The organism is Arthrobacter sp. SDR-2R, assembly GCF_057747955.1.
Window position 1 is genome coordinate 3,132,089 of the sequence record NZ_CM173231.1, and the last position, 24,924, is coordinate 3,157,012.

The window sequence follows — 24,924 nt, forward strand, 5'->3', positions numbered from 1 at the left end:
GAGTGCGGGGAACCCGCGAACGGGAGTGGCTCAGTCGTCCGTGGGCGTCGGCTGGCGGCGGCGGGCCAGACTTTCACGGCGCTGCCGGGCGATGGCGCTGCGCAGCGGCGGAACCACGATGCCCTGGGCGGCCATTTGCCGGCGGACCTTCCGGCGGGAGGCCAGGATGGCTGCGGCACCAATCCCCAGGAGCAGGAACTGGACGCTCAAAGCCAGCCGGAAGGGTGCCAGGCCGTAGAGCACCCCCTGTGAAAACCCGGTGGCGTTCAGGACGTCGAGCACAAGGCCAATCAGGAAGATGGAGACCAGGGCAGCGATGAAGCCACCAACGTTGACAATGCCGGTGGCAGTGCCGATCCGGTGCGCGGGGTTGAAGGTCCGCGCGAAGTCGAAGCCGATCATGGAACCGGGGCCGCCGATTGCGAGCACCACCACCAGGCCTGCCAGCAGCCACAGCGGAGCGCGCCCGGGCAGCAGCAGCACCGCGGCCCATGCCGTGGCGGTGGCGCCGGCGATCAGCAGCACCATGGTGGAACGGCGCAGTGGATGGCGCGAAACGAAGCGCCCGATGAACGGGCCCACTGCCATGGCTGCGGCAACGTACAGGGCCATCAGCGCTGCGACGGTGGCTGCGTCCAGGCCCTGGCCCGAGATCAGGAACGGGTAGCCCCACGTCATGGCAAAGACGGTGCCACTGAACTGGATGGTGAAGTGGCTCCACATTCCCAGCCGGGTTCCGGGCTGGCTCCAGGCACGGGCCAGTGAGGCGCCGGTGGCCTTGAGCCCCTGCCGGGCGTGCGGCCGTTCGGTCCCCGGTGGGACATCCTGCAGGAGCAGGAGTACCAGCACGACGGCGAGTGCGGACATTCCTGCCAGCATCAGGAAAGCGGGGGTCCAGCCGGACAGGTGCAGGACCAGCGCGAAGGGCAGGACACTGAACAGCTGACCCAACTGGCCGGACATGCCGGTCAACTGCGTGACCAGGGGGACGCGGGCGGGGGCGAACCACAGCGGGATGAGCCTGATCACCGAGATAAAGGTCATGGCGTCGCCGGCGCCCACCAGGACACGGCCAAGGACTCCCCCGGGGATGCTCTCGGCGAAGGCCAGCTGCACCTGTCCGAGTCCCATCAGGACAGCGCCGCCTGCGATCATGGCACGCGAGCCGAACCTGTCCACCAGCAGGCCCACCGGGATCTGGAGCCCGGCGTACACCAGCAGCTGCAGGACGGTGAAGAAGGAGATGGCGGACGCCGTGGCGTGGAACCGCTCCGTGGCCTCGAGCCCCACCACGCCGAAGGAGGTCCGCTGCGCCACGGCCACCAGGTACCCGAAAATTCCAATGGTCCAGATAAGCCAGGCGCGGGGAGCAGTCACCAGTTCATTATGCCCGGCGCGCGCCCGCAGCCCGGAAGCCGTGACGTCCCGCTACTGCCCCGGGTTCTCCCTGGCCAGGTAGGCCTCCACGGCGGCACCCAGGTCGTCGGCGTCGGGAAGCTCGTCGTTCTCGTTGGCCAGGAGCGACCGGCGGACGATGCCGTCGGCCTTCTCGTCGTAGCGTGTCTCGAGGCGGGAGACCACCTGCTGGACCTCCTCGGACGCCTCGATCTGCTGGGCAATCTGCCGGCTGACCTCGCGCCCGGACTCACGGAGCCGGTCGGTGGGCAGCATCAGGGACGTTGCGGCGCCAAGGTATTCCAGGCCGGCGACGGCGGCGGTGGGGTACTCGGCCTCGGCGAGGTAGTGCGGGACGTGGATGACGTAGCCGGCAACATTGCGGCCCGCCTCCACGAGGCGCAGCTCCAGGATGTGGCCAACAGCGGCGGGAACTTCAACGGTGGGCTTCCACACGGAGATGCCCTCGATCAGCTCAGGCCGGTTCCCGTGTACCGTCACGCCCACGGGCCGGGTGTGCGGCACGGGCATGGGGATGGAGTGGATCCATGTGACCAGGTTGACGTCCAGCTTTTCCACGATGTTCACCACGGCACGGGCAAACCGTTCCCATTGCAGGTCAGGTTCGAAGCCGGCCAGGAGGAGGAATGGCTTCCCCAGCCCGTCCACCAGTCGGTAGAGTGCCAGCCGGGGCTCCTGGTAGTCCTGGATGTGGTCTTCCACGAAACTCAGGTGCGGCCGGCGGGACCTGTAGTCAATCAACTGGTCCGCATCGAAGACCGCCACGGGCTGGGCGTCGAGGGTGTCCAGCAGCTCGGCGTTGATCTGCTTCACCACATGGCCGGCGTCGGCGAACCCGGTGAAACCCATGACCAGGTTCAGCCCCTGCAGCTCCGGGCTGTGGAACAGCTCGATGTTGCTGGCATAGAGCGCGTCGGGGTCCAGCAGGGAGCCGGAAATCCGTTCAAGCACGGCGTGTTCCTTTCAGGGGTACGGGTGGACATCATTCATAACGCCGCAGGGGCACCCGGCATTCCGGGCCGCGGTGTGGCGCACGTCTCAGGAAATTCTGTCGCTCCGCAGGGGAACGGCTACGATCGGAACTGGCCTGCCAGGCGGGCTTGCAACCACCCGGGCACCGTCCAGAACGGCCGGATCCGGGCCACCATGGCAGAGCGCCCAACATGCATCCCTGCCCGATCGTTTCGAGAATTGAGGACTCATCCCTGTGGTCAAGAATACTGAAGTCAACCTTAGTACCGTCTCGCGGGACCTTAAGAGGAACCCCAGCGATGCCGTGGTGATCGGGGTGGGGCAGGGAAGCGACGGGCCCGTCCTGCTGGACAACCCGCTGACGGCGAAGTCCGCGGAGGCCCTGGCTGACTCCCTCAAGGCACTCGGAGTTACCGGCGCGGCGGACCAGCTGGTCCGCCTCCCGGGACTGCCCGAAACCGGCGCCGGCATCCTGGTCCTCGCCGGAGTGGGAAAGGTGCCGGAAGGCACACCGCTCACCGGTGAGGCACTCCGCCGGGCAGCGGGATCCGCGGTCCGGCAGCTGGCCGGCCTCGCCACCGTAACCCTGGCGTTCCCGACGGCGACGGTGCAGGATGTCTCGGCCGTCGCCGAGGGTGCCGCGCTGGGCGCCTACGCCTTCACCGAGTTCCGGTCTTCCACGGACGGGCTCAAGGATCCCGTCCGCAATGCCGTCATCTTCACGGAACTGGCAGGCAGCACGGACCTGGGCGCCGCACTGAAGCGGGCAGGACTGGTGGCCAAAGCCGTCAACGCGACCCGCTCACTGGTCAACACGCCGCCGAGCCACCTTTACCCGGAGTCCTTCGCCGAGGCCGCCAAGGACCTTGCCAAGGGCCTCCCCGTCAAGGTCACCGTCTGGGACGAGAAGCGGCTTGAGAAGGAAGGCTTCGGCGGCATCATGGGCGTGGGCAAGGGCTCCACCCGCCAGCCGCGGCTGGTTAAGGTGGAGTACTCCCCCGCCAAGGCCACCGCCAAGGTTGCGCTGGTCGGCAAGGGGATCACGTTCGACACCGGCGGCATCTCCCTCAAGCCGGCCCTGAACATGGGCGACATGAAGAGCGACATGGCGGGCGCCGCCGTCGTACTTAATACTGTTTTGGCCCTTGCCGGCCTGGGCCTGCCCGTGAAGGCGACCGCCTGGCTGTGCATCGCGGAGAACATGCCGGGCGGCGGCGCGTCGCGCCCGGCCGATGTGCTGACCATGTTCGGCGGCAAGACGGTTGAAGTCCTCAACACCGACGCCGAAGGCCGCTTGGTCATGGCGGACGGCATCGTTGCAGCCAGCCGCGAATACCCGGACGCCATCATCGACGTGGCCACGCTGACCGGCGCGCAGCTCATCGCCCTCGGCAACCGCACTGCCGGTGTCATGGGCTCGGAAAGCGTCACGGGCGCCCTCAAGGCGGCGGCCGACCGCACCGGCGAACTGGTCTGGCCCATGCCCCTGCCGGAGGAGCTGCGCCCCAGCCTGGATTCCCAGGTGGCGGACCTGGCCAACATTGGCGAACGCCACGGCGGCATGATGACCGCTGCTGTGTTCCTTCGCGAATTCGTGGGTAAGGACAAAGCGGGCGAACAGATCCCCTGGGCGCACATCGATATTGCGGGGCCGTCCTTTAATAACGGCAGCCCCTACGGCTACACCCACAAGCAGGGCACCGGATGCACTGTCCGTACCCTGGTTGCCTACGTGGAGGACATCCTGGCCGCGGCCTGAGCAAGCTGCCTGGGTCACGGGCTCCAGGCCCCATGCCGCGCGGCCCTGCGGTGCAGTGATTGCTGTGCCACAGGGCCGCGTGACACTGGACACAAGCGCTCCACAAACGCAGCGCCAAGGTGGAGCATGGATAGGTGGTTCGCTAAGGTGAACCACGGTAGTCACAAATGCAAGAGAGTTGCCCTGCTGACATAATCACGGCAGTGCAAGTTCCAAGACCAGATGATGCGCGCAGAACGCGTCATCGTTCACGCGAGGGAGCGTTTTAGTGGCCGATCAGGCAACTGCGCAAGAATTCGACATCCTGGTACTCGGTGGCGGCAGCGGCGGATACGCTGCGGCGCTGCGTGCGGTACAGCTCGGCCTCACCGTCGGCCTCGTGGAGAAGGGCAAGCTGGGCGGCACCTGCCTCCACAACGGCTGCATTCCCACCAAGGCCCTGCTGCACTCCGCAGAGCTGGCCGACCACGCCCGTGACTCCGCCAAGTACGGCGTGAACGTCACCCTGGACGGCATCGACATCAACGCCGTCAACGCGTACAAGGACGGCATCATCGCCGGCAAGTTCAAGGGACTGCAGGGACTCATCAAGTCCAAGGGCATCACCGTCATCGAGGGTGAAGGCAAGCTGCAGGGCACCGACACCGTCGTGGTGAACGGCACCGCGTACAAGGGCAAGAACATCGTCCTGGCCACCGGTTCCTACTCGCGCACCCTTCCCGGCCTGGAAATCGGCGGCAAGGTCATCACCTCCGACCAGGCCTTGACCATGGACTTCATCCCCAAGAGCGCCATCATCCTGGGCGGCGGCGTCATCGGCGTCGAGTTCGCCTCGGTCTGGAAGTCGTTCGGCGTGGACGTCACCATCGTCGAAGGCCTGCCCTCCCTCGTTCCCAACGAGGACGCAACGATCGTCAAGAACTTCGAGCGCGCCTTCAAGAAGCGCGGCATCAAGTTCTCCACCGGCGTCTTCTTCCAGGGCGTTGAGCAGAATGACGACGGCGTCAAGGTCACCCTGGTGGACGGCAAGACCTTCGAAGCCGACCTGCTGCTGGTCGCCGTCGGCCGCGGCCCCGTCACCGCCAACCTGGGCTACGAGGAGGCCGGCGTCACCATCGACCGCGGCTTCGTCATCACCAACGAGCGCCTGCACACCGGCGTGGGCAACATCTACGCCGTAGGCGACATCGTCCCCGGCGTGCAGCTGGCCCACCGCGGCTACCAGCAGGGCATTTTCGTGGCCGAGGAAATTGCCGGCCTGAAGCCCGTGGTGGTCGAGGACATCAACATCCCCAAGGTCACCTACTCCGACCCCGAAATCGCCACCGTTGGTTACACCGAAAAGGCTGCCAAGGAAAAGTTCGGCGAAGACCAGGTGCAGACCCAGGAATACAACCTGGCCGGCAACGGCAAGAGCTCCATCCTGGGTACCTCCGGCCTGGTCAAGCTGGTCCGCCAGAAGGACGGCCCCGTGGTGGGCGTCCACATGATCGGCGCACGCATGGGCGAGCAGGTTGGCGAGGCCCAGCTGATCGTGAACTGGGAAGCCTACCCGGAGGACGTGGCCCAGCTGGTGCACGCCCACCCCACCCAGAACGAAGCCCTCGGCGAAGCGCACCTGGCACTGGCCGGCAAGCCGCTGCACGGCTAGTTTTCCGCAGCATTACCAGGCCCGGTGCACCCGGTCGTCCAGACCGGGTGCACTAGGCTTCCAACAAGGCAGCAATCATTCGCACTAAAGATCAATAAGGAGAACGGGGACGACATGTCTGAATCCGTTAACTTGCCCGCCCTCGGTGAGAGTGTCACCGAAGGAACCGTCACCCGCTGGCTCAAGCAGGTAGGTGACCGGGTAGAGGTGGACGAGCCGCTGCTCGAAGTCTCCACCGACAAAGTAGACACTGAAATCCCCTCTCCTGTAGCTGGCGTGATTGAAGAAATCCTGGTCGCTGAAGACGAGACCGCCGAGGTGGGCGCACCCCTGGTACGCATTGGTGACGGCTCCGGCGGCGGTTCCGCCCCAGCCGGGGAAGCTCCCGCTGCGACACCGGCCCAGGAAGCTCCCGCTCCTGCGGAGGCGCCTTCCACCGAGGCACCCGCTCCTGAAGCCCCGGCCCAGGCACCTTCCGCACCGGAGGCACCGGAGGCACCCGCCGCAGGCGGCGGCGAAAGCCATGAAGTAACCCTCCCCGCACTGGGCGAAAGCGTCACCGAAGGCACTGTCACCCGATGGCTCAAGGCCGTTGGCGACCAGGTGGAGGTCGACGAGCCCCTGCTGGAAGTCTCCACGGACAAGGTGGACACCGAGATCCCGTCCCCGGTTGCCGGCACGCTGCAGGAAATCCGGGTCAATGAGGACGAGACCGCTGAAGTCGGTTCCGTGCTGGCCGTCATCGGCTCCGGCGCTGCCGCTGCTCCGGCTCCCCAAGCTGCACCGGCCCCCGCCGAGGCTCCCCGGCAGGAAGCCCCCCAGCAGGAAGCTCCGGCTGCCGCCCCGGCCCCCGCTGCTCCGGCACCCGCCCAGGAAGCGCCCAAGGCAGCCCCCGCTCCCGCTGCAGTCCCTGCAGCCCAGGAGGCCGCACCGGCCAACGGGTCCGAATCCGGCTACGTCACTCCCCTGGTCCGCAAGCTGGCCAACCAGCACGGGGTGGACATCACTTCACTGTCCGGCACCGGCGTCGGCGGCCGCATCCGCAAGCAGGATGTCATCGCCGCCGCTGAAGCCAAGGCGGCTCCCGCTGCCGCACCGGCCGCAACCCCTGCCGCATCCGCACCGGCCGCATCGGCTGGAGCTGCCTCCTCGCTTCGCGGCACCACCCAGAAGGCTCCCCGCATCCGCCAGGTCATTGCCCGGCGCATGCGCGAGTCCCTGGAGATCTCCACCCAGCTCACCCAGGTCCACGAGGTGGACATGACCAAGGTCGCCAAGCTGCGCGCCAGGGCCAAGAACTCTTTCCAGGCCCAGAACGGCACCAAGCTGACGTTCCTGCCCTTCATCGCCAAGGCCGTGGCCGAGGCCCTCAAGCAGCACCCCAAGCTCAACGCTGCCTACGACGAGGACAAGCAGGAAATCACCTACCACAACGCCGAACACCTGGCGATCGCCGTCGACACTGACAAGGGCCTGCTGGTTCCGGTCATCGCAGACGCCGGCAACCTGAACCTTGCCGGCCTCGCCGGCAAGATCGCCGACGTTGCCTCCCGCACCCGCGACGGCAAGATCGGCCCGGACGAACTGTCCGGCGGCACGTTCAGCATCACCAACATCGGCTCGGTGGGCGCGCTGTTCGACACCCCGATCATCAACCAGCCGCAGGTGGGCATCCTGGGCACCGGCGCCATCGTCAAGCGGCCCGTCGTGGTTGCTGACGAAAACGGCGACGACTCGATCGCCATCCGCTCCATGATGTACCTGTCCCTGACGTACGACCACCGCCTGGTGGACGGTGCCGACGCCGGCCGGTTCCTCCAGACCCTGAAGGCACGCCTCGAAGAAGGCGCTTTCGAAGCGGACCTGGGGCTCTAGCCTCCGCAGCAATACGACAACGGCGGTGCCGGCATGGGTGGGAAACCTCCCGCAGCCGGCACCGCCGTCGCGGTTTAACCAACGCAGCCGCCTGCGCCCGGAGCCCCCGTGCGCGTGGCTTTGCTACGGGCCGTAGAACTGACTGGCTAAGCTGGAGCCATGAATATTCTCTTCAACATCCTGGTTTTCCTGCACGTGGTGGGAGCCGCCATGATCGTGGGCTACTGGATCGCCACGATGCGGACGCCCACCGTGCACCCCCGCCAGCGTGACGGCGCCTTCCTGCAACTGCTGACCGGCATCGCCATGATGGGCATCCTGCCGTTCCTGCCGGACAAGGATCCCAACTACGCCAAGCTGGGCATCAAGTTCGTCATCGCCGTCGTGGTCGCCGTCCTGGCTGTCATTGGGACACGCAAGGCCAAGAACGGCCAGCCCGTCTCCACCGGGCTCGCCCATGGCGTGGGCGGGCTGGCCCTGGTCAACATCGCCATCGCCACCATCTGGCAGTAACCGCTCCACCCCGGGGGCCCCGGTCATAATCCTCTGAGAGCGGACAATCCGTGCACAGGAGGTGCCTGGTCCCTAGGATGGAAAACGGTGGGTCCGGCCGCGGGTGCCGGGCCCGGATCGAATCGACGCTGAGGAGAGACATGGCTACAACACGCAACGCCCACACGGTATGGACCGGAAGCCTGACCGAGGGCTCTGGCAACACCACCCTGGACAGCTCCGGCCTGGGCACCTTCGATGTCACCTGGAAGGCGCGCACGGAGGCTGCCGGGGGAAAGACCAGCCCCGAAGAGCTGATCGCTGCAGCCCACTCCGCCTGCTTCTCCATGGCCTTCAGCCACGAACTCAGCCAGGCGGGATTCACGCCGGAGGAGGTCAACACCAGGTCCGAGGTTGGCTTCCAGCCCGGCACCGGCATCACCGGCAGCCACCTGACCCTGGAGGCCCGCATCCCCGGCATCTCGCAGGAAGACTTCCAGCGCATTGCCGAAGCCGCCAAGAAGGGTTGCCCCGTGTCCCAGGCCCTGGCCGGCATCGAGATCACCCTGGACGCCACCCTGCAGTCCTAGGCGACGCCGGTCTTGAGCGCATGATCTGAGCGCTACAGTCTGCACAACGCAAACGCCCTGCCTTCCGGGCAATCCCGGAGAGGCAGGGCCTTTGCTGTTGCCGGGGAAGGCTAGCTCTCCTGCCGGCGGGCGGGCAGCGGAGCGGGCTTCAACCGGCGGTAGCCGGAACGCGCCGGCGGCCGGTCGGTGGGCAGTTCCTGGATCATTTCCTTCAGCGCCCCAATGCCGTACTCCAATTGGGGATCGCGCCCCGCGGCGTAGGCGTGCGGCGGGAAGGTCACTTCGATGTCCGGATCAACGCCGTAGTTCTCCACGCTCCACCCCACGCCGCCGCTGAACCAGTTGGCATAGCGGGGCTGGGTGACGCCGGTGCCGTCCGCCAGCGCGAACCGGTTGTCGATGCCCACCACACCGCCCCACGTACGTGTTCCGATGACCGGGCCGATGCCACGCAGCTTCGAGACCTGGGTGATGATGTCGCCGTCGGACCCGGCAAACTCGTCCGCGAGGATGATCACGGGCCCCCTGGGTGCGTGGTGGGGGTAGGTCCGCGGCTTTTCCCCGCGCGGCATGCTCCATCCGGTGACCTTGCGGCCTATCAGTTCCGCGACGAGCTGCGATGTGTGTCCCCCACGGTTGCGGCGGACATCGACGATCAGGCCGTCAAGTGCTGTTTCCGTATCGAGGTCGCGGTGCAGCTGTGCCCAGCCGTTGGCCATCATGTCCGGGATATGCAGGTAGCCAAAGGTTCCGTTGGACGCTTCCCGGACGGTGCGCCGGTTGCCGGCAACCCATTCCTGGTAGCGCAGCCGCTCCTCATCCTTGATGGGCACGACGGCGACCCGGCGCTGGGTGCCTTGGGCACCGCCGTGCCCCGGGCCGTTGAGGAGGGTCAGCTCCACGGCACGGCCGGCCGCTCCCACCAACTGCATGGCCGGGGTGACGGCTCCGGACAACGGGACGCCGTCAATGGCCAGCAGGATGTCTCCCGCCTTGGCCCCAACCCCGGGCCTGGTCAGCGGGGAGATGGCAAGCGGGTCGGAGGACTCGCCGGCCAGGATGCGGCTGATTTCCCAGCCGTGGGCGGTGTGCGCCAGGTCTGCGCCCAGCCTGCCCTGTCCCCGGCTGCCGCGTTCGGTAACCGGAGCGGGGCGCACGTATGCGTGCGATGTCCCCAGCTCGCCGTGCAGTTCCCACAGCAGGTCCACCAGGTCATCGTGGGAGCCCAGCCGCCCGACCAGGGGCCGGTAGCGGGCGTGGATGGATTCCCAGTCCTGCCCCGCCATGTCCTCGGTCCAGAAAAAGTCCCGCTGCAGGCGCCAGGCTTCATCGAACGCCTGTCCCCAGACGCTGAGCGGGTCCATCAGGACGCGGATGCGGCCCAGGTCCACTTTGACTGCCTTGCCGGAGTCCTCGTCCGCCTTGGCGTCAGAAGGCACCACGGTGACCTGTTTGTCGGAAACCAGTACCACCTTGCTGCGGTCGCCGGAGAGCCGGTAGCTGTCCACGGCGTCCACCAGGGTGGTCTGCCTGCGCCGTCCGATGTCGTACCGGACCAGGCTGGGGCTGGCGTCCTTGTCCTCCTGGCTGGCCTTTCCGTCGCCGGTCACGCCGGCCAGGGCTGAGTCGAGCCAGAGGAGGGCGCCGTCAACGGCCTTCAGCGAGCTGTAGTTGCCCTGCGGCACGGGAACGCTGATGACGCGGTGCGCCAGGCCCTCCGCGTCCACGTGCACGGCAGGCACGGCATCATCCCGTGCTTCGGCGCCGGCTGTGGCATCCGCGTCCGTTGTGGTTTCCGGCCCGGCGCCCGCGGGATCAACGGAAGGGCCAAAGGGCGACGGCGTCTCCGCGGCCAGTGCCACGAGGTACGGCTTGATGGGGCTGGGGAAGGAGAGGTCGAACGAATGTCCGTCGTACACGGGATCGAAGCTGCGGTTGGACAGGAAGGCGAGGAACTTTCCGTCCGGGGTGAAGGCGGGCGAGGCGTCGCGGAAGCGTCCGTCGGTCACGTCCACCGGTTCGGCATCGAGCTGGTCAACGGTGGCCAGGCGCAGCCGGCTGCGCGAGCCAAAGGACGTGACCGGTTCAGACCAGGCCAGCCAGCGGGAGTCCGCCGACCATGCCAGCTCGGAGATGCTGCCTTCGCCAATGCTGGCCACCCGCGAGAGATCTCCGCTGCGGGTGTCCAGGACGTGCACGTCGCCAAACGAGGTACCCAGGGCAACCCAGCGGCCGTCGGGGCTTGCTTCCAGCGAACTGGCGCGTGACGGCGTGGGGACGGTGATGCCTGGTTCTGCCGCGGGTTCCTGGGCGTCGGCCGCGGGGGCCGGGGCCTGCGGTGCAACATCTGCCTGCTGTTCGTCGTCCGCGGGCACGTGGACGGCCCCTCCGGACAGCACTGCCGCGCCGGACGCGGGAACAGGCTGCGGCAGGCTGACCGTTTCCGGCCCTGCCGCGCCGTCCTGTGCCGTATCGGCGGGAGCGGGATTTTCAGAATCGGGAGTTTCAGAAATTGCGCCGGCCTTGCCGCCGCTTGCCGGCGCGTGCCCGGCGCCGTGCGGTACTGGAGCGGCAATGTCCTTGATATGCAGTGCCTCCACGCCGTCGTGGTCCGCGATGTAGGCGATGCGGCCATCCCCCAAGGGCCGGGGAAGCCGGGCCCGCACTCCCGGGGTGGCCTCGATGATGCGGGACGGCCCGTCCTTGTGCCGCAGCCAGTGGATGGTTCCGTGCGACTCCACCGCGCTGGCGGCCCCCGCCGCATCCGGCGCCACCGCGCCCAGGTGCTTGACGGCATCGAGGAGGGCGGGACGCCTGGTCTGCGATGCCGAGCCAAGGGTGATGTCCAGCTTTACAGCCTCCGAGCCAAGATCATTCAGGACCCAGAGTTCGCCGGCTGATTCGAAAATGACGCGCTTGCCGTCCGAGGCGGCGTGCCGGACGTAAAAGTCCTGGTGGTCGGTGTGGCGCCGCAGGTCCTGTCCGTTGGGAAGGACCGAGTACAGGTTGCCGTAGCCTTCGTGGTCGGACAGGAAGGCAATCCGGCCGTCCACCCACAGGGGATCGGTGAGGTTGCCGTCAACGTCCGGCAGCAGCCGCTCGAACTCCCCGTTGCCGTCGCGGTCGATCCACAGTTTTCCCGCCGTCCCGCCACGGTACCGCTTCCACCATGCCGGTTCGCGGGACAGCACGCTGGCCAGCACCACGGGACGTTCGTCGCCCACCTCGGGGCCAAATGCAACGGATTCCACCGGCCCGTAGGGGAGCTCCTGCGCCCAGCCGCCCTCCAAAGGGACACTGTATGCGTGGGTGTGCCGGCTTTCGGCCTGGCGGAAGGCGCTGGTGACCACCACCGAACCGCCGGCAGTGAATCCCTTGACCTTCGTGGTGCTGTGGCCAAAGTAGGTGAGCTGGCGGTACCCGCCGCCGTCGACCCGTGCCGACACAACTTCCGGCGCCGTTCCCTGCACAACCGTCCAGACCAGGCGCTTGCCGTCCGGGGTGAAACGCGGGTTGCGGGCAGGAAGCTGGAGCGACGAGACGCGCCACGCGCGGCCGCCGCCCAGGGGCGCAATCCACACGTCGTCCTCGGCCACGAAAGTGACCAGATCGCCGTGCAAATGCGGGAAACGGAAGTAGCTCGAAGAGGTCATCGTTCGATCATAGTCAACCCCTCCCCTGCGCCGCGGGAGGTACACAGCCCTTGCTGCCGTGGTGAGATGGACCATGCATATCGTCATGGCCGGCGCCTCCGGGCTCATCGGCAGCTCCATGTCCGCAGCCTTCCGCAGTGCCGGCCATTCGGTGGTGTCCCTGGTCCGCCGGCCGCCTGCCGGTGCCACCGAAATCCGCTGGGATCCGGCGGCCGGTGTCCTGGACCCCGGCGTCCTTGCCGGGGCAGACGCCGTCGTCAACCTCGCAGGTGCCGGAATCGGCGACAGACCCTGGACGCGGAAGCGGGTGGCGGAGCTGTTCAGTTCCCGGCTGGGGCCCACCAGGACACTGGTGCAGGCCATGGCACAGCTGGATGCCCCGCCGGCAACCTTCATCAGCCAGTCGGCGTCCGGCTTCTACGGCGACGCCGGCAATACTGTCCTGCGTGAAGACGCACCCGCCGGTTCCGGGACTTTGGCGCAGATCTGCGTTGAGTGGGAGCAGGCTGCGCTGATGGCGCCGGCAGGCGTACGCGTGGTGACGCCCCGCACCGGGGTGGTGTTCAGCCGTTCCGGTGGCGCGCTGGGAAAGCTGCTTCCACTGCTGCGCCTGGGAGTTGGTGGTCCGTTCGGCAACGGCCGCCAGTTCTGGCCCTGGGTAACGCTTCCGGACGTTACGGCCGCCTTCCTCTTCCTCCTCGAAACACCGGTCTCCGGCGCGGTGAATGTGAACGCGCCGGAGCAGGCGAACGTCAACACGATCGTCGCGGCGCTGGCCCACGCCCTGCACCGGCCCGCCATACTCAGGGTCCCGGCCCCCGTGCTGCGCACGGTGATGCCGGGCCTCGGCGAGGAATTGCTGCTGCACAGCCAGCGGATGGAACCGGCAGTCCTGTCCTCGGCCGGATTCCAATGGCAGCACGGGCGCCTGGAAGACGCCGCCCGCTGGGTGGCCGGCCAGGACCCCGCCGCCTAGCCCGGCCCTTCCCCGGGCGCGCGGACCGCCAGAATGTCGCTGACCCGCCATTGGCCGTCCACGAACACCAGGACCAGCCGAAGCCGCCGTTCCGGGCTGGGAGCCCCCGCTGCCAGCACAGCACCCGCCGCATCGAGTGTTTGGTACCCGGAGGTGGCCGATGTCACCGCCAGCACCGCCCGGTCCGGGGTCCCGCCGTCTTCGGCCGCCACCCCGGACAGCGTGCTGGTAAATCCGGCGAGGCGGTGCCCGGAAGGGTGGAGTTGGCCGGCGATGCGCTCGTCGGCGGCAGCTGCAGGTGACCCGGCGGCGTTCACGTCCCCCAGCAGCTCCAACCTGCCTGCTCTGAAGGCATAATCCCGCAGTGCCGCCAGCCCCTGCACGGCAACCACGGGATCAGTAGCCCTTGCCCGCTGCCGGGCCTCGTCAACGGAACCAACCGCTTCCGTCCCGCCGGCAACAGTCCCGGATGCGGCTGCGGACACCGGCGGCCGACCGGCTGCGGGACCATCCGGCCCCGCCCCTTGGCCCGCCCCCTGGCCGGCGGCCGCGGACAACCACCATATTCCGGCTGCCAACGCAGCAACTGCCGGCATGACTGCACTCACCACCACCCGAGTGCCCCGGCCGGCAACAGTCCCATCCGCGTGCCTTCCGCGCGGCGCAGGCGCCGCGTTTGACGGCGGCAGGGCGCTTGACTGCGGCAGGGCGCTTGACTGCGGCAGGGCGGTGTTCGGCGCCGGCACCGGCCGCGCTGGCCAGCGCCAGGTTTCCATCCGGCGGCGCATGCCCTGGAGTTTCATGCGAAGGCTGCCGCCCTTGGACGGACCGGGAACGTGCCGCCGTGTCAGCAGCTCTGGCAGGACGGTGGGATGGACGGCATCGGAGAGGTCCACCGGCTGGGGTTCGGCGCTGCGGTAAACGGCCGCGGCCAGCGACACCGCGTCAGGGCGCAGCCTCCGGTCCTCGTTCAGTCCTGCTTCCAGGGCAGCCGCCAGATCCTTGGGGACACCTGGAACCAGGAGGGACAACGGCGGACGATCGGCAGTGCGGCCGGGCACCTCACCCGTGAGGCAGAACCAGCCCAGGGCCGCCGCGGAGAACACATCGCGTCCTGGCTGGAGGCCGGCGCGGACGGCGTCCACGGGGGAAGGATCCAGGAATCCGCCAGTTCCAAAGGTCGCCGCGCTGCCCGGGTCGCCGAGCATCCTGGCGACGCCGAGGTCGGAGAGCATGGGCTTGCCCTGCCCCGTGAACAGCACGTTCCCGGGCGAGACATCCGAGTGCGTGAAGCCTTTTCCATGCAGGTAGCCCAGGGCCTGGAAGATGGGAGTCAGGACGGTAACCGTCTCGCCTACGGTGAGCCTGCCACGGGCAGACACCAACTGGGCCAGCGAGCCGCCGGCGGCATAATCCATGGTCAAGGCCGTACCGCCGCCGGGCCCTGCCACCCGGACCACGTCGTGCGCCGTGATGAGGTGCTGGTGGTCCAGGACCGACAGGATCCGGATCTCCCGCCGCACATCCTCTTCGCTGACGGCCGTGCTGCCCAGGGACCGGCGGCCTGCGCCGCGGAAGCATTTGAGCGCGCAATCCCTGCCGGTCCTTTGTTCCCTGGCCAGCCACACGTCGGCACTGCCGCCCCGGCCCAGCAACCTGCCGACGTCATAACCGGGAACCTCCGGCGCCTGTGCATCGTCCATACTGCATGTCTAGTCGAGTTTCGGCCCTGCTGCAGAAGTTATCCACAGGCGTGCCCGCCGCGGTCACAAAGCGGGGCGCCGGTGAGCTTGGACACTAAACCGGGCCGGTGCGGCTGCGGGGTCTAAGCTGGATGCCATGACTCTTGAGTTTTCACAGCTGGGTCTTGCCCCTGACTTCGTTGACTACATGGAAGGCTGGGACGCCCAGCGCGAACTCCATGACAAGGTTGTCGCCGGAGCTGCACCCAGCACAGTCCTGCTTCTGGAGCACGCCGCCGTCTACACGGCCGGCAAGCTGACCGAGGACCATGAGCGGCCGTTTGACGGTACGCCGGTGGTTGCGGTGGACCGTGGCGGCAAACTCACCTGGCACGGGCCGGGCCAGCTGATTGCCTACCCCATCCTGAAGCTTAGGAACCGCGCAGGCATCCGGGATTACGTGGAGCGGCTGGAAGACATCATGATCACGGTCATGGCGGACTATGGCATCAAGGCCGAACGCATCAAGGGCCGGGCCGGCGTGTGGATCAAGGCTGACGCCAAGGGCCCCGACCGCAAGATCGCGGCGATCGGCATCCGGGTCCTGAACGGCGTCACCATGCACGGCATTGCCATCAACTGCAGCAACGACCTGGCACCCTACGGCCAGATCATCGCCTGCGGCATCACCGACGCCGGCGTGACCACCATGTCCCTGGAAACAGGCCGGGACATTCGGCCCGCGGATATCGTGGACCGTTTCGTGGAGGAATTCCACAAGCATGAAGAAGCATTGGTTTCGAGCCCTGAAGGAGCTCTACTGTGACATTGGCACCTGAAGGCCGGAAGATGCTGCGGATTGAGCAGCGCAACGCTGCGGTCCCGGTGGAACGCAAACCGGAGTGGATCAAGGCCAAGGTCCAGATGGGCCCGGAATTCGTCCAACTCAAGAACCTGGTGAAAAAGGAAGGCCTGCACACCGTCTGCGAAGAGGCCGGCTGCCCCAACATCTTCGAATGCTGGGAAGACAAGGAAGCCACCTTCCTGATCGGCGGCTCCGAATGCACCCGCCGCTGCGACTTCTGCCAGATCGACACCGGCAAACCCTCACCCCTGGACCGGTTCGAACCCACCAAGGTGGCCCGCTCCGTCCAATCCATGCAGCTGCGCTACGCCACCGTCACCGGCGTCGCCCGCGACGACCTGGAAGACGAAGGCGTCTGGCTCTACGCCGAAACCGTCCGCAAAATCCACGAACTGAACCCCGGCACCGGCGTGGAACTGCTCATCCCGGACTTCTCCGGCAAACCCGAGCACATCAAGGCCATCTGCGACTCCGCCCCCGAGGTCTTCGCGCACAACGTGGAAACCGTGCCCCGGATCTTCAAGCGGATCCGCCCCGCGTTCCGCTACGACCGCTCCCTGGACGTCATCACCCAGGGCCGGAACCTGGGCATGGTCACCAAGTCCAACCTCATCCTGGGCATGGGCGAAACCCGCGAAGAAATCAGCGAAGCACTCCGCGACCTCCACGCCGCCGGCTGCGACCTGATCACCATCACCCAGTACCTGCGCCCCTCCGAACGGCACCTGCCCGTGGACCGCTGGGTCAAACCCCAGGAATTCGTGGACCTCCAGCACGAAGCCCAGGAAATCGGCTTCCTCGGCGTCATGTCCGGCCCCCTGGTCCGCTCCTCCTACCGCGCCGGGCGGCTCTGGGCCACCGCCATGCGCAAAAAAGGCCGCGACATCCCCGCCGAACTCGCCCACATCGCCGACGGCATCCAGGACTCCGGCACCACCCGCCAGGAAGCCGCCACCCTCCTGGCAGCACATTCCTGACCTCCTGCCATGAACTGGCCAAGGGCCGGACGCCGGAAGATTCCAGCGTCCGGCCCTTGGCTTTTGTCACGTAGAATTGAGGCACTATGGCGAAATCCCCTGACTCCAGCAACTCCACCCCGTCTGGCTCAAGCGCGGTGAAGCGCGGCCTCTTCACGCGCAAGCCGAAGGAAGCAAAGGCCAAGAAGCCCAGCAGGCTTAAGCAGATCGGCGAGGTCTTCACCATGACCCGCCGCCACGACCCCATGGTTCCGTGGCTGATGCTGCTGGCGTTCCTGGGCGTTGTGGCGGTGAGCTTCCTGGTGGGCTTCTGGCTGGACAACTGGATTACCGGCCTGATCATCGGCATTCCGCTGGGCCTGCTGGCGGCCACCTTCATCCTGTCCCGCCGGGCCGAACGCGCCGCCTTTGCACAGATCGAAAACCAGCCCGGCGCCTCCGGCGCTGCCCTGGGCACGCTCCGCCGTGGCTGGATCACCGAGGAACAGCCCGTGGCGGTCAATCCGCGCACGCAGGATGCCGTGTTCCGCGCCGTGGGCCGGCCCGGCGTCGTCCTTGTCAGTGAAGGCCCCGCCCACCGCGTGAAGCCGCTGCTCGATGCTGAGCGCAAGCGCCTGGCGCGCATCCTGCCCAACGTTCCTGTGCACACCATCCAGACCGGGCACGGCGAAGGCCAGGTGCCGCTGAGCCAGGTGGCCAAGCACATGGGCAAGATGAAGAATGAACTGACCAAGCTGGAAGTCAGCACCGTGTCCAAGCGCATCGCCTCGATGGGTACCCGGCTTCCCATTCCCAAGGGCATCGATCCCTACAAGGCCCGTCCCAACCGCGGACGCTAGCTGGTGGGAACGCCCCGGTACCGGCACTGCCGGCCGGGGCGTTTTTTCTTGCGCCCCAACCGCTTGCCTGAACCGCTAGCCTAAACCGCCTGCGCGCCTTAACGGCGCACCCCTTCCCCCACTGCCGGACCCAGACATCCACCCATGACAGGACGTGACCATGAACCCCAGGACAACCGTGATCCGCGCCTTCCGTATCCTCGCAGTGGCCGAGGCCTGCAGTTGGGCCGCGCTCCTGGCCGGGATGTACTTCAAATGGATCGCCGGAACCACTGAGCTTGGCGTCCAGGTGGCGGGACCTGTGCACGGCGCGCTGTTTGTCGGCTATGGGGTTGCCGCGCTGATGCTGTGGCGGGTGCAGCGCTGGCCCTTCATGGTGGCTCTGCTGGCGGGCGTCTCCGCCGTCTTCCCGTTCGCCACCCTCCTTTTTGAGCGCTGGGCCGGACGGCGCGGTTTCCTCAGCGCCCCGGGGGCAGAAGCGCCTGCCGCTGAACTTGCGTCCAGCCGGGCGTAGGCGGACGCATCACTGACCGTGGACTCCTCTGATGCAGGACTGCAGGCACAGCCGTCAGCCAAGGGAGGGCCGTCCTCCCCACGCGCCCAGGGCCGTAAGCGAATGGTCGCGGTCCTCTCCCTCCTGCGTCCTGTTGGCCCTGGCCGGCGTCCTGATCGTGATCAGCGGAGGGGATGCCGGCAGGCTGCTCTCCGCCGGTTTCGGGACCGGCGAAGTCCTGATGGTGGGCGCCGTGGTTGTCTGGACGGCGTACACAGTCATCGGCCGCCTGGCCCCCAAAATCCCGCCGATCACGGCCACAGCTGTCCAGGCAGCGGCAGCGGTGGCCCTGCTGGCCCCGGTCCGCTTCCTGACAGGCGGACTGGCCCTCCCCTCAACCGGCAGCGCGCTGGCGTCCCTGCTGTTTATCGCCGTCTTCCCGTCGGTGCTGTCCTACCTGCTCTGGAACCGCGCCCTGACGGTCCTGCCCACCGGTGGCGCAGGGGTGTTCCTCAACCTCATCACGGTCTTCACAGCAGTCCTCACCATCCTCGCCGGGCACGTCCATACAGCGGCGCAACTGGTGGGCGGCGCCATCGTGATCGGCGGCGTGGTCATCACCAACGCGCCGGCCCTCCGCCGGCAGCGCGCAAGGACCGGAAAGTGAACGGCTAAGGGAATCGGCGGACGCGCAGAAGGGGCACGCGGTGCTCAGCGGCGGATGAGGAGCGTGTTCATTGCCTTGTCGTGAAGGCCGCGCTGATCCGGATCAGAGATCACGGCGGGGATGACCAGGCAGAGCAGCGCGGCCCTCACCAGGGCCGCGAGGGGTCCGGGGGTGCCGCCTCCCGGCTTCACCACGGCGATGCCCATGACCCGGTGCCCGATGCTGTATCCGAGTGTTCCCACCAGCAGGATCTGCTCAATCGCGAAGACCGCCAGGGTGGCCCAGGAGTCACCGGCAAAGGCAAAGTTGCTGATCAGCAGGGCGATCCCCCAGTCGATGCAGATTGCTGCGATCCTGCGGCCCGCCCGGGCAATGGAGCCCGGACCGGACTCCGGAAGGCCCAGCCGCTCCCCCGGATATTTGGAAATACCGGAGGTGTCCGGTCCGCTGAGCCAGGACCCAATGTCTTTGCGATCTACCACCGTCCAAGCTTACCGATCCCCGGCACGGCGGCGCGCCCACAGTGTGGATAGGACTCGACCACAGTGTGGACGGAAGATAGCGTGGTCATAGCAGGGCATTCTGTAACCTGCCCGAAACAAAGCGGACACGGACGGGAAATGCCGCATCCATAGTCTGTTAGCAGTTTCAAGCAATCCCCCGGCAGGTACGCAGCAGGGAAAACCCCGCGTTCTCCCTGCTTTTGGATTGCGCTGGATCATGTGGCTTGCATGCCAGATATTTACATATGCGTTAGGAGCATAGATGTTCAAGACTGCGGACGAAGTCCTCAAGTTCATCAAGGACGAAGATGTAAAGTTCGTCGATATCCGCTTCACCGATCTTCCGGGCGTCCAGCAGCACTTCAACGTCCCCGCCAAGAGTGTTGACGCTGATTTCTTCGTCAACGGCCAGCTCTTCGACGGTTCCTCCATCCGTGGCTTCCAGGGCATCGCCGAATCTGACATGCAGCTGATCCCGGACGTCACCACCGCGTTCCTGGACACCTTCCGCATGGAGAAGACCCTCGCGCTGAACTTCTCGATCGTCAACCCGCGCACCGGAGACCCGTACCACCGCGATCCCCGCGGCGTAGCCGAGAAGGCTGAGGCCTACCTGGCTTCCACCGGCATCGCCGACACCGCGTTCTTCGCCCCCGAAGCTGAGTTCTTCGTGTTCGACAACGTCCAGTACCAGTCCTCCCCGCAGGGCAGCTTCTACAAGATCGATTCCGAGGAAGCCTACTGGAACACCGGCCGCGAGGAAGAAGGCGGCAACCTCGGCTACAAGACGGCCGTCAAGGGCGGTTACTTCCCGGTTGCTCCCCAGGACAAGCAGGCTGACCTGCGCGACGCCATGTGTGTTGCCCTGGACGAAGCCGGCCTCGAGGTCGAGCGCAGCCACCACGAAGTTGGCTCCGCCGGCCAGGCTGAGATCAACTACAAGTTCACCACCCTGACCCACGCTGCGGATGACCTGCAGAAGTTCAAGTACGTCATCAAGAACACCGCTGACGCGTGGGGCAAGTCGGTCACCTTCATGCCGAAGCCGGTCTTCGGTGACAACGGCTCCGGCATGCACTGCCACCAGTCGCTCTGGAACGGTGGCGAGCCGCTGTTCTACGACGAGAAGGGCTACGCCGGCCTGTCCGACACCGCCCGCTGGTACATCGGTGGCCTGCTCAAGCACGCCTCCGCCGTCCTGGCCTTCACCAACCCCACGGTGAACTCCTACCGCCGCCTGGTCAAGGGCTTCGAGGCTCCGGTCAACATGGTGTACTCCCAGGGCAACCGCTCTGCCGGTATCCGTATCCCCATCACCGGTTCCAACCCGAAGGCCAAGCGCATCGAGTTCCGCGCTCCGGACCCCTCCTCCAACCCGTACCTGGCGTTCGCTGCGCAGCTGATGGCCGGCATTGACGGCATCCGCAACCGCATCGAGCCGCCGGCTCCGATCGACAAGGACCTCTACGAGCTCCCTGCCGAGGAAGCCAAGGACATCCCCAAGGCTCCGGGCACCCTGGAGGAAGCACTGGAGGCCCTGCGCGAGGACAACGAGTTCCTGCAGGCCGGTGGCGTCTTCACCCAGGACCTGATTGACACCTGGATCGAGTACAAGTACGAAAACGAGATCCGCCCGCTGTCCCTGCGCCCGAACCCCTACGAGTTCGAGCTCTACTACGGCGTCTAGTTCCAGCCCTGCCCAGCAGGAATCCTGAACAGTAAAAGGCGGCCACCGGTGATGAACCGGTGGCCGCCTTTTGCGTTGCCCGTTCCTTCAGTGGCACGGGCGGCAGCTGTTAGGCGGGGGCCCGGCTCCAGACGTGCTGAGACCGGGAGCCGGCCCCCCTGACGAATGCCCCCCGGAACGAAGACTGTCCAGCCTTCCCCCCAACAAGGTTGGAGAACACCGCCAATCCACATGATCGGGCAAACGCTTGCTAAGCGCAATGCCGGTACGGAGAGTTACGCCGGTACCGTTGCCGAAAAGCTGCGGAACATGGTTCGTTGGGGCCCTGCCGGCCCGCCGGTATACGGTCCCGAGTCGACGAAGCCGGCGCGGCGGTAGGCGGACAGGCCCGCAGGGTTTTCCTGGTTGACGGACAGTACGACGCCGGACTCGCCAGTTTGGTGCCGCGCGGTGAGCTTGCGTCCGGCCTCCACAGCGGCGGCGGCAGCGAGCGTGCCCATGCCCCTGCCCTGGTGGGGCCGGTCGATGAGGAACCCGCGCAGCAGCCATGCTGAGTGGTCGTCAGGCCAGCCTGCAAGCGTTGCCGCCCCGGACTGCAAGGTCAACAGGCCGACGGCGCTGCCTCCGGCCTCGACCACGTACGGCCGTCGTGATTCTTCCGCCAGTCCCGCAAGGGCCATCCGCAGCGGGTCGCCGACGAAGCGGTCCTGGCCCGGCACCAGCGACATTTCCGCGATGGCGCCCAACTGGATGGCGCGGGCGTCCGAATCAAGGTCCCGCAGCGGGACCAGCCAGACCCACGGCGCTGGTTCAGTGCCCATAGAAGAGGCGTTCAAAGACTGCCCTGGCCCGACGGCTCACCCTCAGGTAGTCCTCCTCCAGCGCGGCGGCGCGGCCCGGTTCATAGCCGCACCAGCGGGCCACAGCTTCGAGATCGCGGCGCGAGGAGGGCAGGACGTCCGAGGCCTTGCCGCTCCAGATGACATTGGCTGACCGGATACGGCTGGCAAGCCGCCAAGCCTCGGCGAGGAGCCGGGCATCGGCGCCGTCCAACAGGCCCAGTTCCGCCGCGGCTGCCAGGGCCTCCAGGGTGGAGGTGGTCCGGAGCTCCGGATGCTTACCGGCGTGCTGGAGCTGCAGCAGCTGCACCAGCCACTCGACGTCGCTGAGGCCGCCGCGGCCCAGTTTGAGGTGGCGTGCGGGGTCGGCGCCGCGCGGCAGCCGTTCGGACTCCACCCGCGCCTTGACGCGCCTGATTTCGCGCACGTCCTGCTCCGAGACGGACTCCGGGTACCGGATGGGATCGATGAGCCTGATGAAGTCAGCGGCCAGGGCGTCATCGCCGGCCATGGGGCGTGCCCGCAGCAGGGCCTGCGCTTCCCAGATCAGGGACCAGCGGCGGTAGTACTCGGCGAACGAGTCCAGGGAGCGCACCATGGCCCCGTTCTTGCCCTCGGGCCTGAGGTCGGCGTCCATCTGCAGGACACGTTCCGCCATGATGGCAGGCTTCAGCGGCTGCGTGAGCAGGCTGGATACCTTGGCAACGATGCGGGCGGCCTGTTCCTGCGCCTCCGCTTCGGAGAAGCCCGGCAGTGCGCGGTGGACGTACATGACGTCGGCGTCGGACCCGTAGCCGATCTCGCGGCCGCCCTGGCGGCCCATGGCCACCACCAGCACCGTGGTCTTGAGCGGGCCGCCGGCGGAGACAATGCCTTCTGCCACCCGCAGGGCACCCAGGACGGCGGCGCGGTCCGTGTCGGCCAGCGCCCCGCCTACCCGTTCCTGGTCCAGGAGGCCGGCGGAATCAGCGATGGCGATGCGCAGGATTTCGCGCCGCCGGATCAGGCGGATCAGGCGCATGGCGCTTTCCGGGTCCGCGTGCCGTGCCATCTTCGCGGTGATTTCCTGCCACTGGGCCTCGAAGCCCAGCGGCACCAGGTCCTTGTCCTGTCCCAGCCAGGCGACGGATTCCGGCGAAACTTCCAGGAGGTCTGCGATCAGCCGCGAATTGGAGAGCATGTGGCACAGGCGCTCGGCCGCGGCGTTGGAGTCCCGGAGCATGCCCAGGTACCAGTGCGTGGTGCCCAGGGCCTCGCTGACGCGGCGGAAGGCAAGAAGGCCGGCATCCGGGTCCACGCCTTCCGCGAGCCAGTCCAGCAGGATGGGCAGGAGCTGGCGCTGCAGGGCGGCCCGGCGGCTTACCCCGGCCGTCAACGCCTCAATGTGGCGCATTGCCCCCTGGGGGTCCCGGTAGCCGAGGGCAGCCAGCCGTCCCTGCGCTGCCTCGGGCGTGAGCCTGGCGTCCTCGCTGCTGAGCTTGGCCGCGGTGTTCAGCAGCGGCCGGTAGAAGATGCGCTCGTGCAGTTCACGGACGGAACGCTTGGTGCGCTGCCATGCGGACAGCAGGGAGTCCGGGCTGGGCCGCTCGTTGGAGAAGGGGCCCAGCACGGCTTTGGCCAGTGAGCGCAGCGCAGGCTCCGCCACGGGCATCAGGTGGGTGCGGCGCAGCTGGAACAGCTGGATCCGGTGTTCCAGCAGCCGGAGGTAGCGGTAGGCGTTGTCGAAGGCGGCAGCGTCGGAACGGCCGATGTACCCTCCGGCTGACAGCGCGGCGATCGCGGAGGTGGTGTCCCGCCGTCGTAATGTCTCATCCGCCTTGCCGTGCACCAGCTGGAGCAGCTGGACAGTGAATTCGACGTCACGCAGGCCGCCCCGCCCCAGCTTGATCTGGCGCTGCTCCTCGGCGGCCGGGATGTGCTCGGTGACCCGGCGGCGCATCGCCTGGACGGACTCGACAAAGCCCTCGCGGCCGGCCGAGTTCCAGATCAGCGGCGCCACGGCGTCCTCGTAGGCGCGGCCCAGGGCGGCATCACCGGCGATGGCACGGGCTTTGAGGAGCGCCTGGAATTCCCAGCTTTCCGCCCACCTGGCGTAGTAAGTCTCGTGGGAGGCGAGGGTGCGGACCAGCGGCCCCGATTTGCCTTCGGGCCGCAGGTTCGCGTCCACCTCCCAAAGTCCCGGCTCCCTGGCCACTGATGAAATGGCCCGCGAGATCCCGCTCGCCAGTGCCGTGCCGATGGTGTTGGCGTGGGCGTCCTCCAGGCTGCCGGCGTCCACCACGTAGATGACGTCGACGTCGGAGATGTAGTTCAGCTCCCGGGCGCCGCATTTGCCCATGCCGATCACCGCAAGGCCGACGTCGGCCACATCGGCAGCGCTGTGCTGGTCCGCGGCCTCGGCCCGGGAGACGGCGAGGGCAGCCTCGATGGCGGCAGCGGCAAGGTCCGCCAGTTCACCGCCCACCGATGGCAGGAAGTCCAGCGGATCCGCGGCGCACAGGTCCTTGACGGCGAGATCGACAAGTCCCCGCCGGTAGGCGGTGCGCAGGGCGGCATAGGCGTCCACGCCGGTAACGGCGGCCACGGGACGGGCCGCCCGGGGGTCGGCCCCCACGGATTGCAGGAGCGTGGCGCGCAACAGCCCCGGGTTGGCCGGCAGTGGCTCGGGACTGGCGCGGACCTCGAAGGCCTCCAGGTGCTCGGGGTGCCGGATGAGGAACTCCCCCAAAGCCTCCGAGGCCCCCAGGACCCGGTACATCGGTTCGCTGGCCTCCGGCTCGGCGTCCGCCAGCTCCCGCAGCTGCGGGTGCTTTTCGATCAGCCGGACCAGGGACTGCAGCGCGGTATCCGGACTGGCCGCAAGGTGCAGCCCGGCAAAGAGCCTGTCCTGGTCCAGGCCCTCGAGTTCGCGCGCGGAAAGGAACCGTTCGCCCTTCTCCAGGTCGCTGAATCCGGCCGCGATCAGGCGGCGTGCCAGGCTCACGCCTG

At 67.4% G+C, this 24,924-nt stretch carries 19 protein-coding genes; 12 read left to right on the top strand and 7 right to left on the bottom strand.

What is annotated here, in order from left to right:
- Positions 1 to 30: 30 nt before the first annotated feature.
- A complete protein-coding gene (locus AC3ANU_RS14485) occupies positions 31 to 1,377 on the bottom strand; it encodes an MFS transporter (RefSeq protein ID WP_134164382.1) in 1,347 nt (448 codons plus the stop codon).
- 51 nt (positions 1,378 to 1,428) lie between these two features.
- A complete protein-coding gene (locus tag AC3ANU_RS14490; RefSeq protein ID WP_018769674.1) occupies positions 1,429 to 2,367 on the bottom strand; it encodes a proteasome assembly chaperone family protein in 939 nt (312 codons plus the stop codon).
- Positions 2,368 to 2,623: 256 nt separating this feature from the next.
- Between AC3ANU_RS14490 and AC3ANU_RS14495 the strand changes: the two genes are divergently transcribed.
- The 5 genes from AC3ANU_RS14495 to AC3ANU_RS14515 all read left to right on the top strand — a co-directional run bounded on the left by AC3ANU_RS14495 (position 2,624) and on the right by AC3ANU_RS14515 (position 8,755).
- The gene (locus AC3ANU_RS14495) at positions 2,624 to 4,147 is read left to right on the top strand and encodes a leucyl aminopeptidase (protein ID WP_134164383.1); all 1,524 of its coding nucleotides are present in this window, start codon (positions 2,624 to 2,626) and stop codon (positions 4,145 to 4,147) included.
- A 268-nt stretch (positions 4,148 to 4,415) separates the two neighbouring features.
- The gene (gene lpdA, locus AC3ANU_RS14500; RefSeq protein WP_018769672.1) at positions 4,416 to 5,798 is read left to right on the top strand and encodes a dihydrolipoyl dehydrogenase; all 1,383 of its coding nucleotides are present in this window, start codon (positions 4,416 to 4,418) and stop codon (positions 5,796 to 5,798) included.
- A gap of 114 nt (positions 5,799 to 5,912) precedes the next feature.
- Complete coding sequence (gene sucB, locus AC3ANU_RS14505) at positions 5,913 to 7,673, top strand: 2-oxoglutarate dehydrogenase, E2 component, dihydrolipoamide succinyltransferase (RefSeq protein WP_488314766.1); 1,761 nt, start codon at positions 5,913 to 5,915, stop codon at positions 7,671 to 7,673.
- A 159-nt stretch (positions 7,674 to 7,832) separates the two neighbouring features.
- On the top strand, positions 7,833 to 8,186 hold the full coding sequence (locus tag AC3ANU_RS14510) for a hypothetical protein (protein WP_134164385.1): 354 nt from the start codon (positions 7,833 to 7,835) through the stop codon (positions 8,184 to 8,186).
- A gap of 140 nt (positions 8,187 to 8,326) precedes the next feature.
- Positions 8,327 to 8,755, top strand: a complete 429-nt coding sequence (locus AC3ANU_RS14515; RefSeq protein WP_018769669.1) for an OsmC family protein — start codon at positions 8,327 to 8,329, stop codon at positions 8,753 to 8,755.
- Between the two features lie 110 nt (positions 8,756 to 8,865).
- On the opposite strand, the gene AC3ANU_RS14520 is transcribed toward AC3ANU_RS14515, so the two are convergent.
- Positions 8,866 to 12,408: a S41 family peptidase gene (locus AC3ANU_RS14520; protein WP_488314767.1), complete on the bottom strand. Its 3,543-nt coding sequence runs from the start codon at positions 12,406 to 12,408 to the stop codon at positions 8,866 to 8,868.
- 73 nt (positions 12,409 to 12,481) lie between these two features.
- On the opposite strand from AC3ANU_RS14520, the gene AC3ANU_RS14525 reads away from it, so the two are divergent.
- Positions 12,482 to 13,384 carry a TIGR01777 family oxidoreductase gene (locus tag AC3ANU_RS14525; RefSeq protein WP_018769667.1) on the top strand — a complete coding sequence of 301 codons (903 nt, stop codon included), beginning with the start codon at positions 12,482 to 12,484 and terminating at the stop codon, positions 13,382 to 13,384.
- Here the strand turns inward: AC3ANU_RS14525 and AC3ANU_RS14530 are convergent.
- Positions 13,381 to 15,087 (bottom strand): serine/threonine-protein kinase, encoded by a 1,707-nt coding sequence (locus tag AC3ANU_RS14530; protein ID WP_488314768.1) that lies wholly within the window; start codon positions 15,085 to 15,087, stop codon positions 13,381 to 13,383. The two genes, AC3ANU_RS14525 and AC3ANU_RS14530, sit on opposite strands and share 4 nt — an antisense overlap.
- Before the next feature lie 136 nt (positions 15,088 to 15,223).
- Between AC3ANU_RS14530 and lipB the strand changes: the two genes are divergently transcribed.
- From lipB to AC3ANU_RS14555, 5 genes are all read left to right on the top strand, one after another.
- Positions 15,224 to 15,892 (top strand): lipoyl(octanoyl) transferase LipB, encoded by a 669-nt coding sequence (gene lipB / locus AC3ANU_RS14535; protein ID WP_488314769.1) that lies wholly within the window; start codon positions 15,224 to 15,226, stop codon positions 15,890 to 15,892.
- Positions 15,889 to 16,908: a lipoyl synthase gene (lipA, locus tag AC3ANU_RS14540; protein ID WP_224084417.1), complete on the top strand. Its 1,020-nt coding sequence runs from the start codon at positions 15,889 to 15,891 to the stop codon at positions 16,906 to 16,908. Before lipB ends, lipA begins: the two co-directional genes overlap by 4 nt.
- 86 nt (positions 16,909 to 16,994) lie before the next feature.
- A complete protein-coding gene (locus tag AC3ANU_RS14545) occupies positions 16,995 to 17,747 on the top strand; it encodes a DUF4191 domain-containing protein (RefSeq protein WP_018771547.1) in 753 nt (250 codons plus the stop codon).
- Between the two features lie 160 nt (positions 17,748 to 17,907).
- Positions 17,908 to 18,261 (top strand): DUF3817 domain-containing protein, encoded by a 354-nt coding sequence (locus AC3ANU_RS14550; protein WP_018771546.1) that lies wholly within the window; start codon positions 17,908 to 17,910, stop codon positions 18,259 to 18,261.
- Positions 18,262 to 18,394: 133 nt separating this feature from the next.
- Positions 18,395 to 18,907: an EamA family transporter gene (locus AC3ANU_RS14555; protein ID WP_488314770.1), complete on the top strand. Its 513-nt coding sequence runs from the start codon at positions 18,395 to 18,397 to the stop codon at positions 18,905 to 18,907.
- Positions 18,908 to 18,951: 44 nt separating this feature from the next.
- Here the strand turns inward: AC3ANU_RS14555 and AC3ANU_RS14560 are convergent, their stop codons facing one another.
- Complete coding sequence (locus AC3ANU_RS14560) at positions 18,952 to 19,389, bottom strand: RDD family protein (RefSeq protein ID WP_488314771.1); 438 nt, start codon at positions 19,387 to 19,389, stop codon at positions 18,952 to 18,954.
- A 283-nt stretch (positions 19,390 to 19,672) separates the two neighbouring features.
- Here AC3ANU_RS14560 and glnA point away from each other — a divergent pair, with 283 nt between their 5' ends.
- Positions 19,673 to 21,097: a type I glutamate--ammonia ligase gene (gene glnA / locus AC3ANU_RS14565; RefSeq protein WP_018771543.1), complete on the top strand. Its 1,425-nt coding sequence runs from the start codon at positions 19,673 to 19,675 to the stop codon at positions 21,095 to 21,097.
- A 275-nt stretch (positions 21,098 to 21,372) separates the two neighbouring features.
- On the opposite strand, the gene AC3ANU_RS14570 is transcribed toward glnA, so the two are convergent.
- Positions 21,373 to 21,918: a GNAT family N-acetyltransferase gene (locus tag AC3ANU_RS14570; RefSeq protein WP_268002929.1), complete on the bottom strand. Its 546-nt coding sequence runs from the start codon at positions 21,916 to 21,918 to the stop codon at positions 21,373 to 21,375.
- Entirely contained in the window at positions 21,908 to 24,919 is a 3,012-nt protein-coding gene (locus AC3ANU_RS14575; RefSeq protein ID WP_488314772.1) for a bifunctional [glutamine synthetase] adenylyltransferase/[glutamine synthetase]-adenylyl-L-tyrosine phosphorylase, read from the bottom strand. The genes AC3ANU_RS14570 and AC3ANU_RS14575 overlap by 11 nt, the downstream gene beginning before the upstream one ends.
- Positions 24,920 to 24,924 lie beyond the last annotated feature (5 nt).

Coding starts and splice junctions, on each gene's coding strand:
- AC3ANU_RS14550 (WP_018771546.1), top strand. CDS start 17,908: ATGAACCCCAGGACAACCGTGATCCGCGCCTTCCGTATCCTCGCAGTG.
- AC3ANU_RS14510 (WP_134164385.1), top strand. CDS start 7,833: ATGAATATTCTCTTCAACATCCTGGTTTTCCTGCACGTGGTGGGAGCC.
- lipB (WP_488314769.1), top strand. CDS start 15,224: ATGACTCTTGAGTTTTCACAGCTGGGTCTTGCCCCTGACTTCGTTGAC.
- glnA (WP_018771543.1), top strand. CDS start 19,673: ATGTTCAAGACTGCGGACGAAGTCCTCAAGTTCATCAAGGACGAAGAT.
- AC3ANU_RS14520 (WP_488314767.1), bottom strand. CDS start 12,408: ATGACCTCTTCGAGCTACTTCCGTTTCCCGCATTTGCACGGCGATCTG.
- AC3ANU_RS14545 (WP_018771547.1), top strand. CDS start 16,995: ATGGCGAAATCCCCTGACTCCAGCAACTCCACCCCGTCTGGCTCAAGC.
- AC3ANU_RS14570 (WP_268002929.1), bottom strand. CDS start 21,918: ATGGGCACTGAACCAGCGCCGTGGGTCTGGCTGGTCCCGCTGCGGGAC.
- AC3ANU_RS14515 (WP_018769669.1), top strand. CDS start 8,327: ATGGCTACAACACGCAACGCCCACACGGTATGGACCGGAAGCCTGACC.
- AC3ANU_RS14530 (WP_488314768.1), bottom strand. CDS start 15,087: ATGGACGATGCACAGGCGCCGGAGGTTCCCGGTTATGACGTCGGCAGG.
- sucB (WP_488314766.1), top strand. CDS start 5,913: ATGTCTGAATCCGTTAACTTGCCCGCCCTCGGTGAGAGTGTCACCGAA.
- AC3ANU_RS14525 (WP_018769667.1), top strand. CDS start 12,482: ATGCATATCGTCATGGCCGGCGCCTCCGGGCTCATCGGCAGCTCCATG.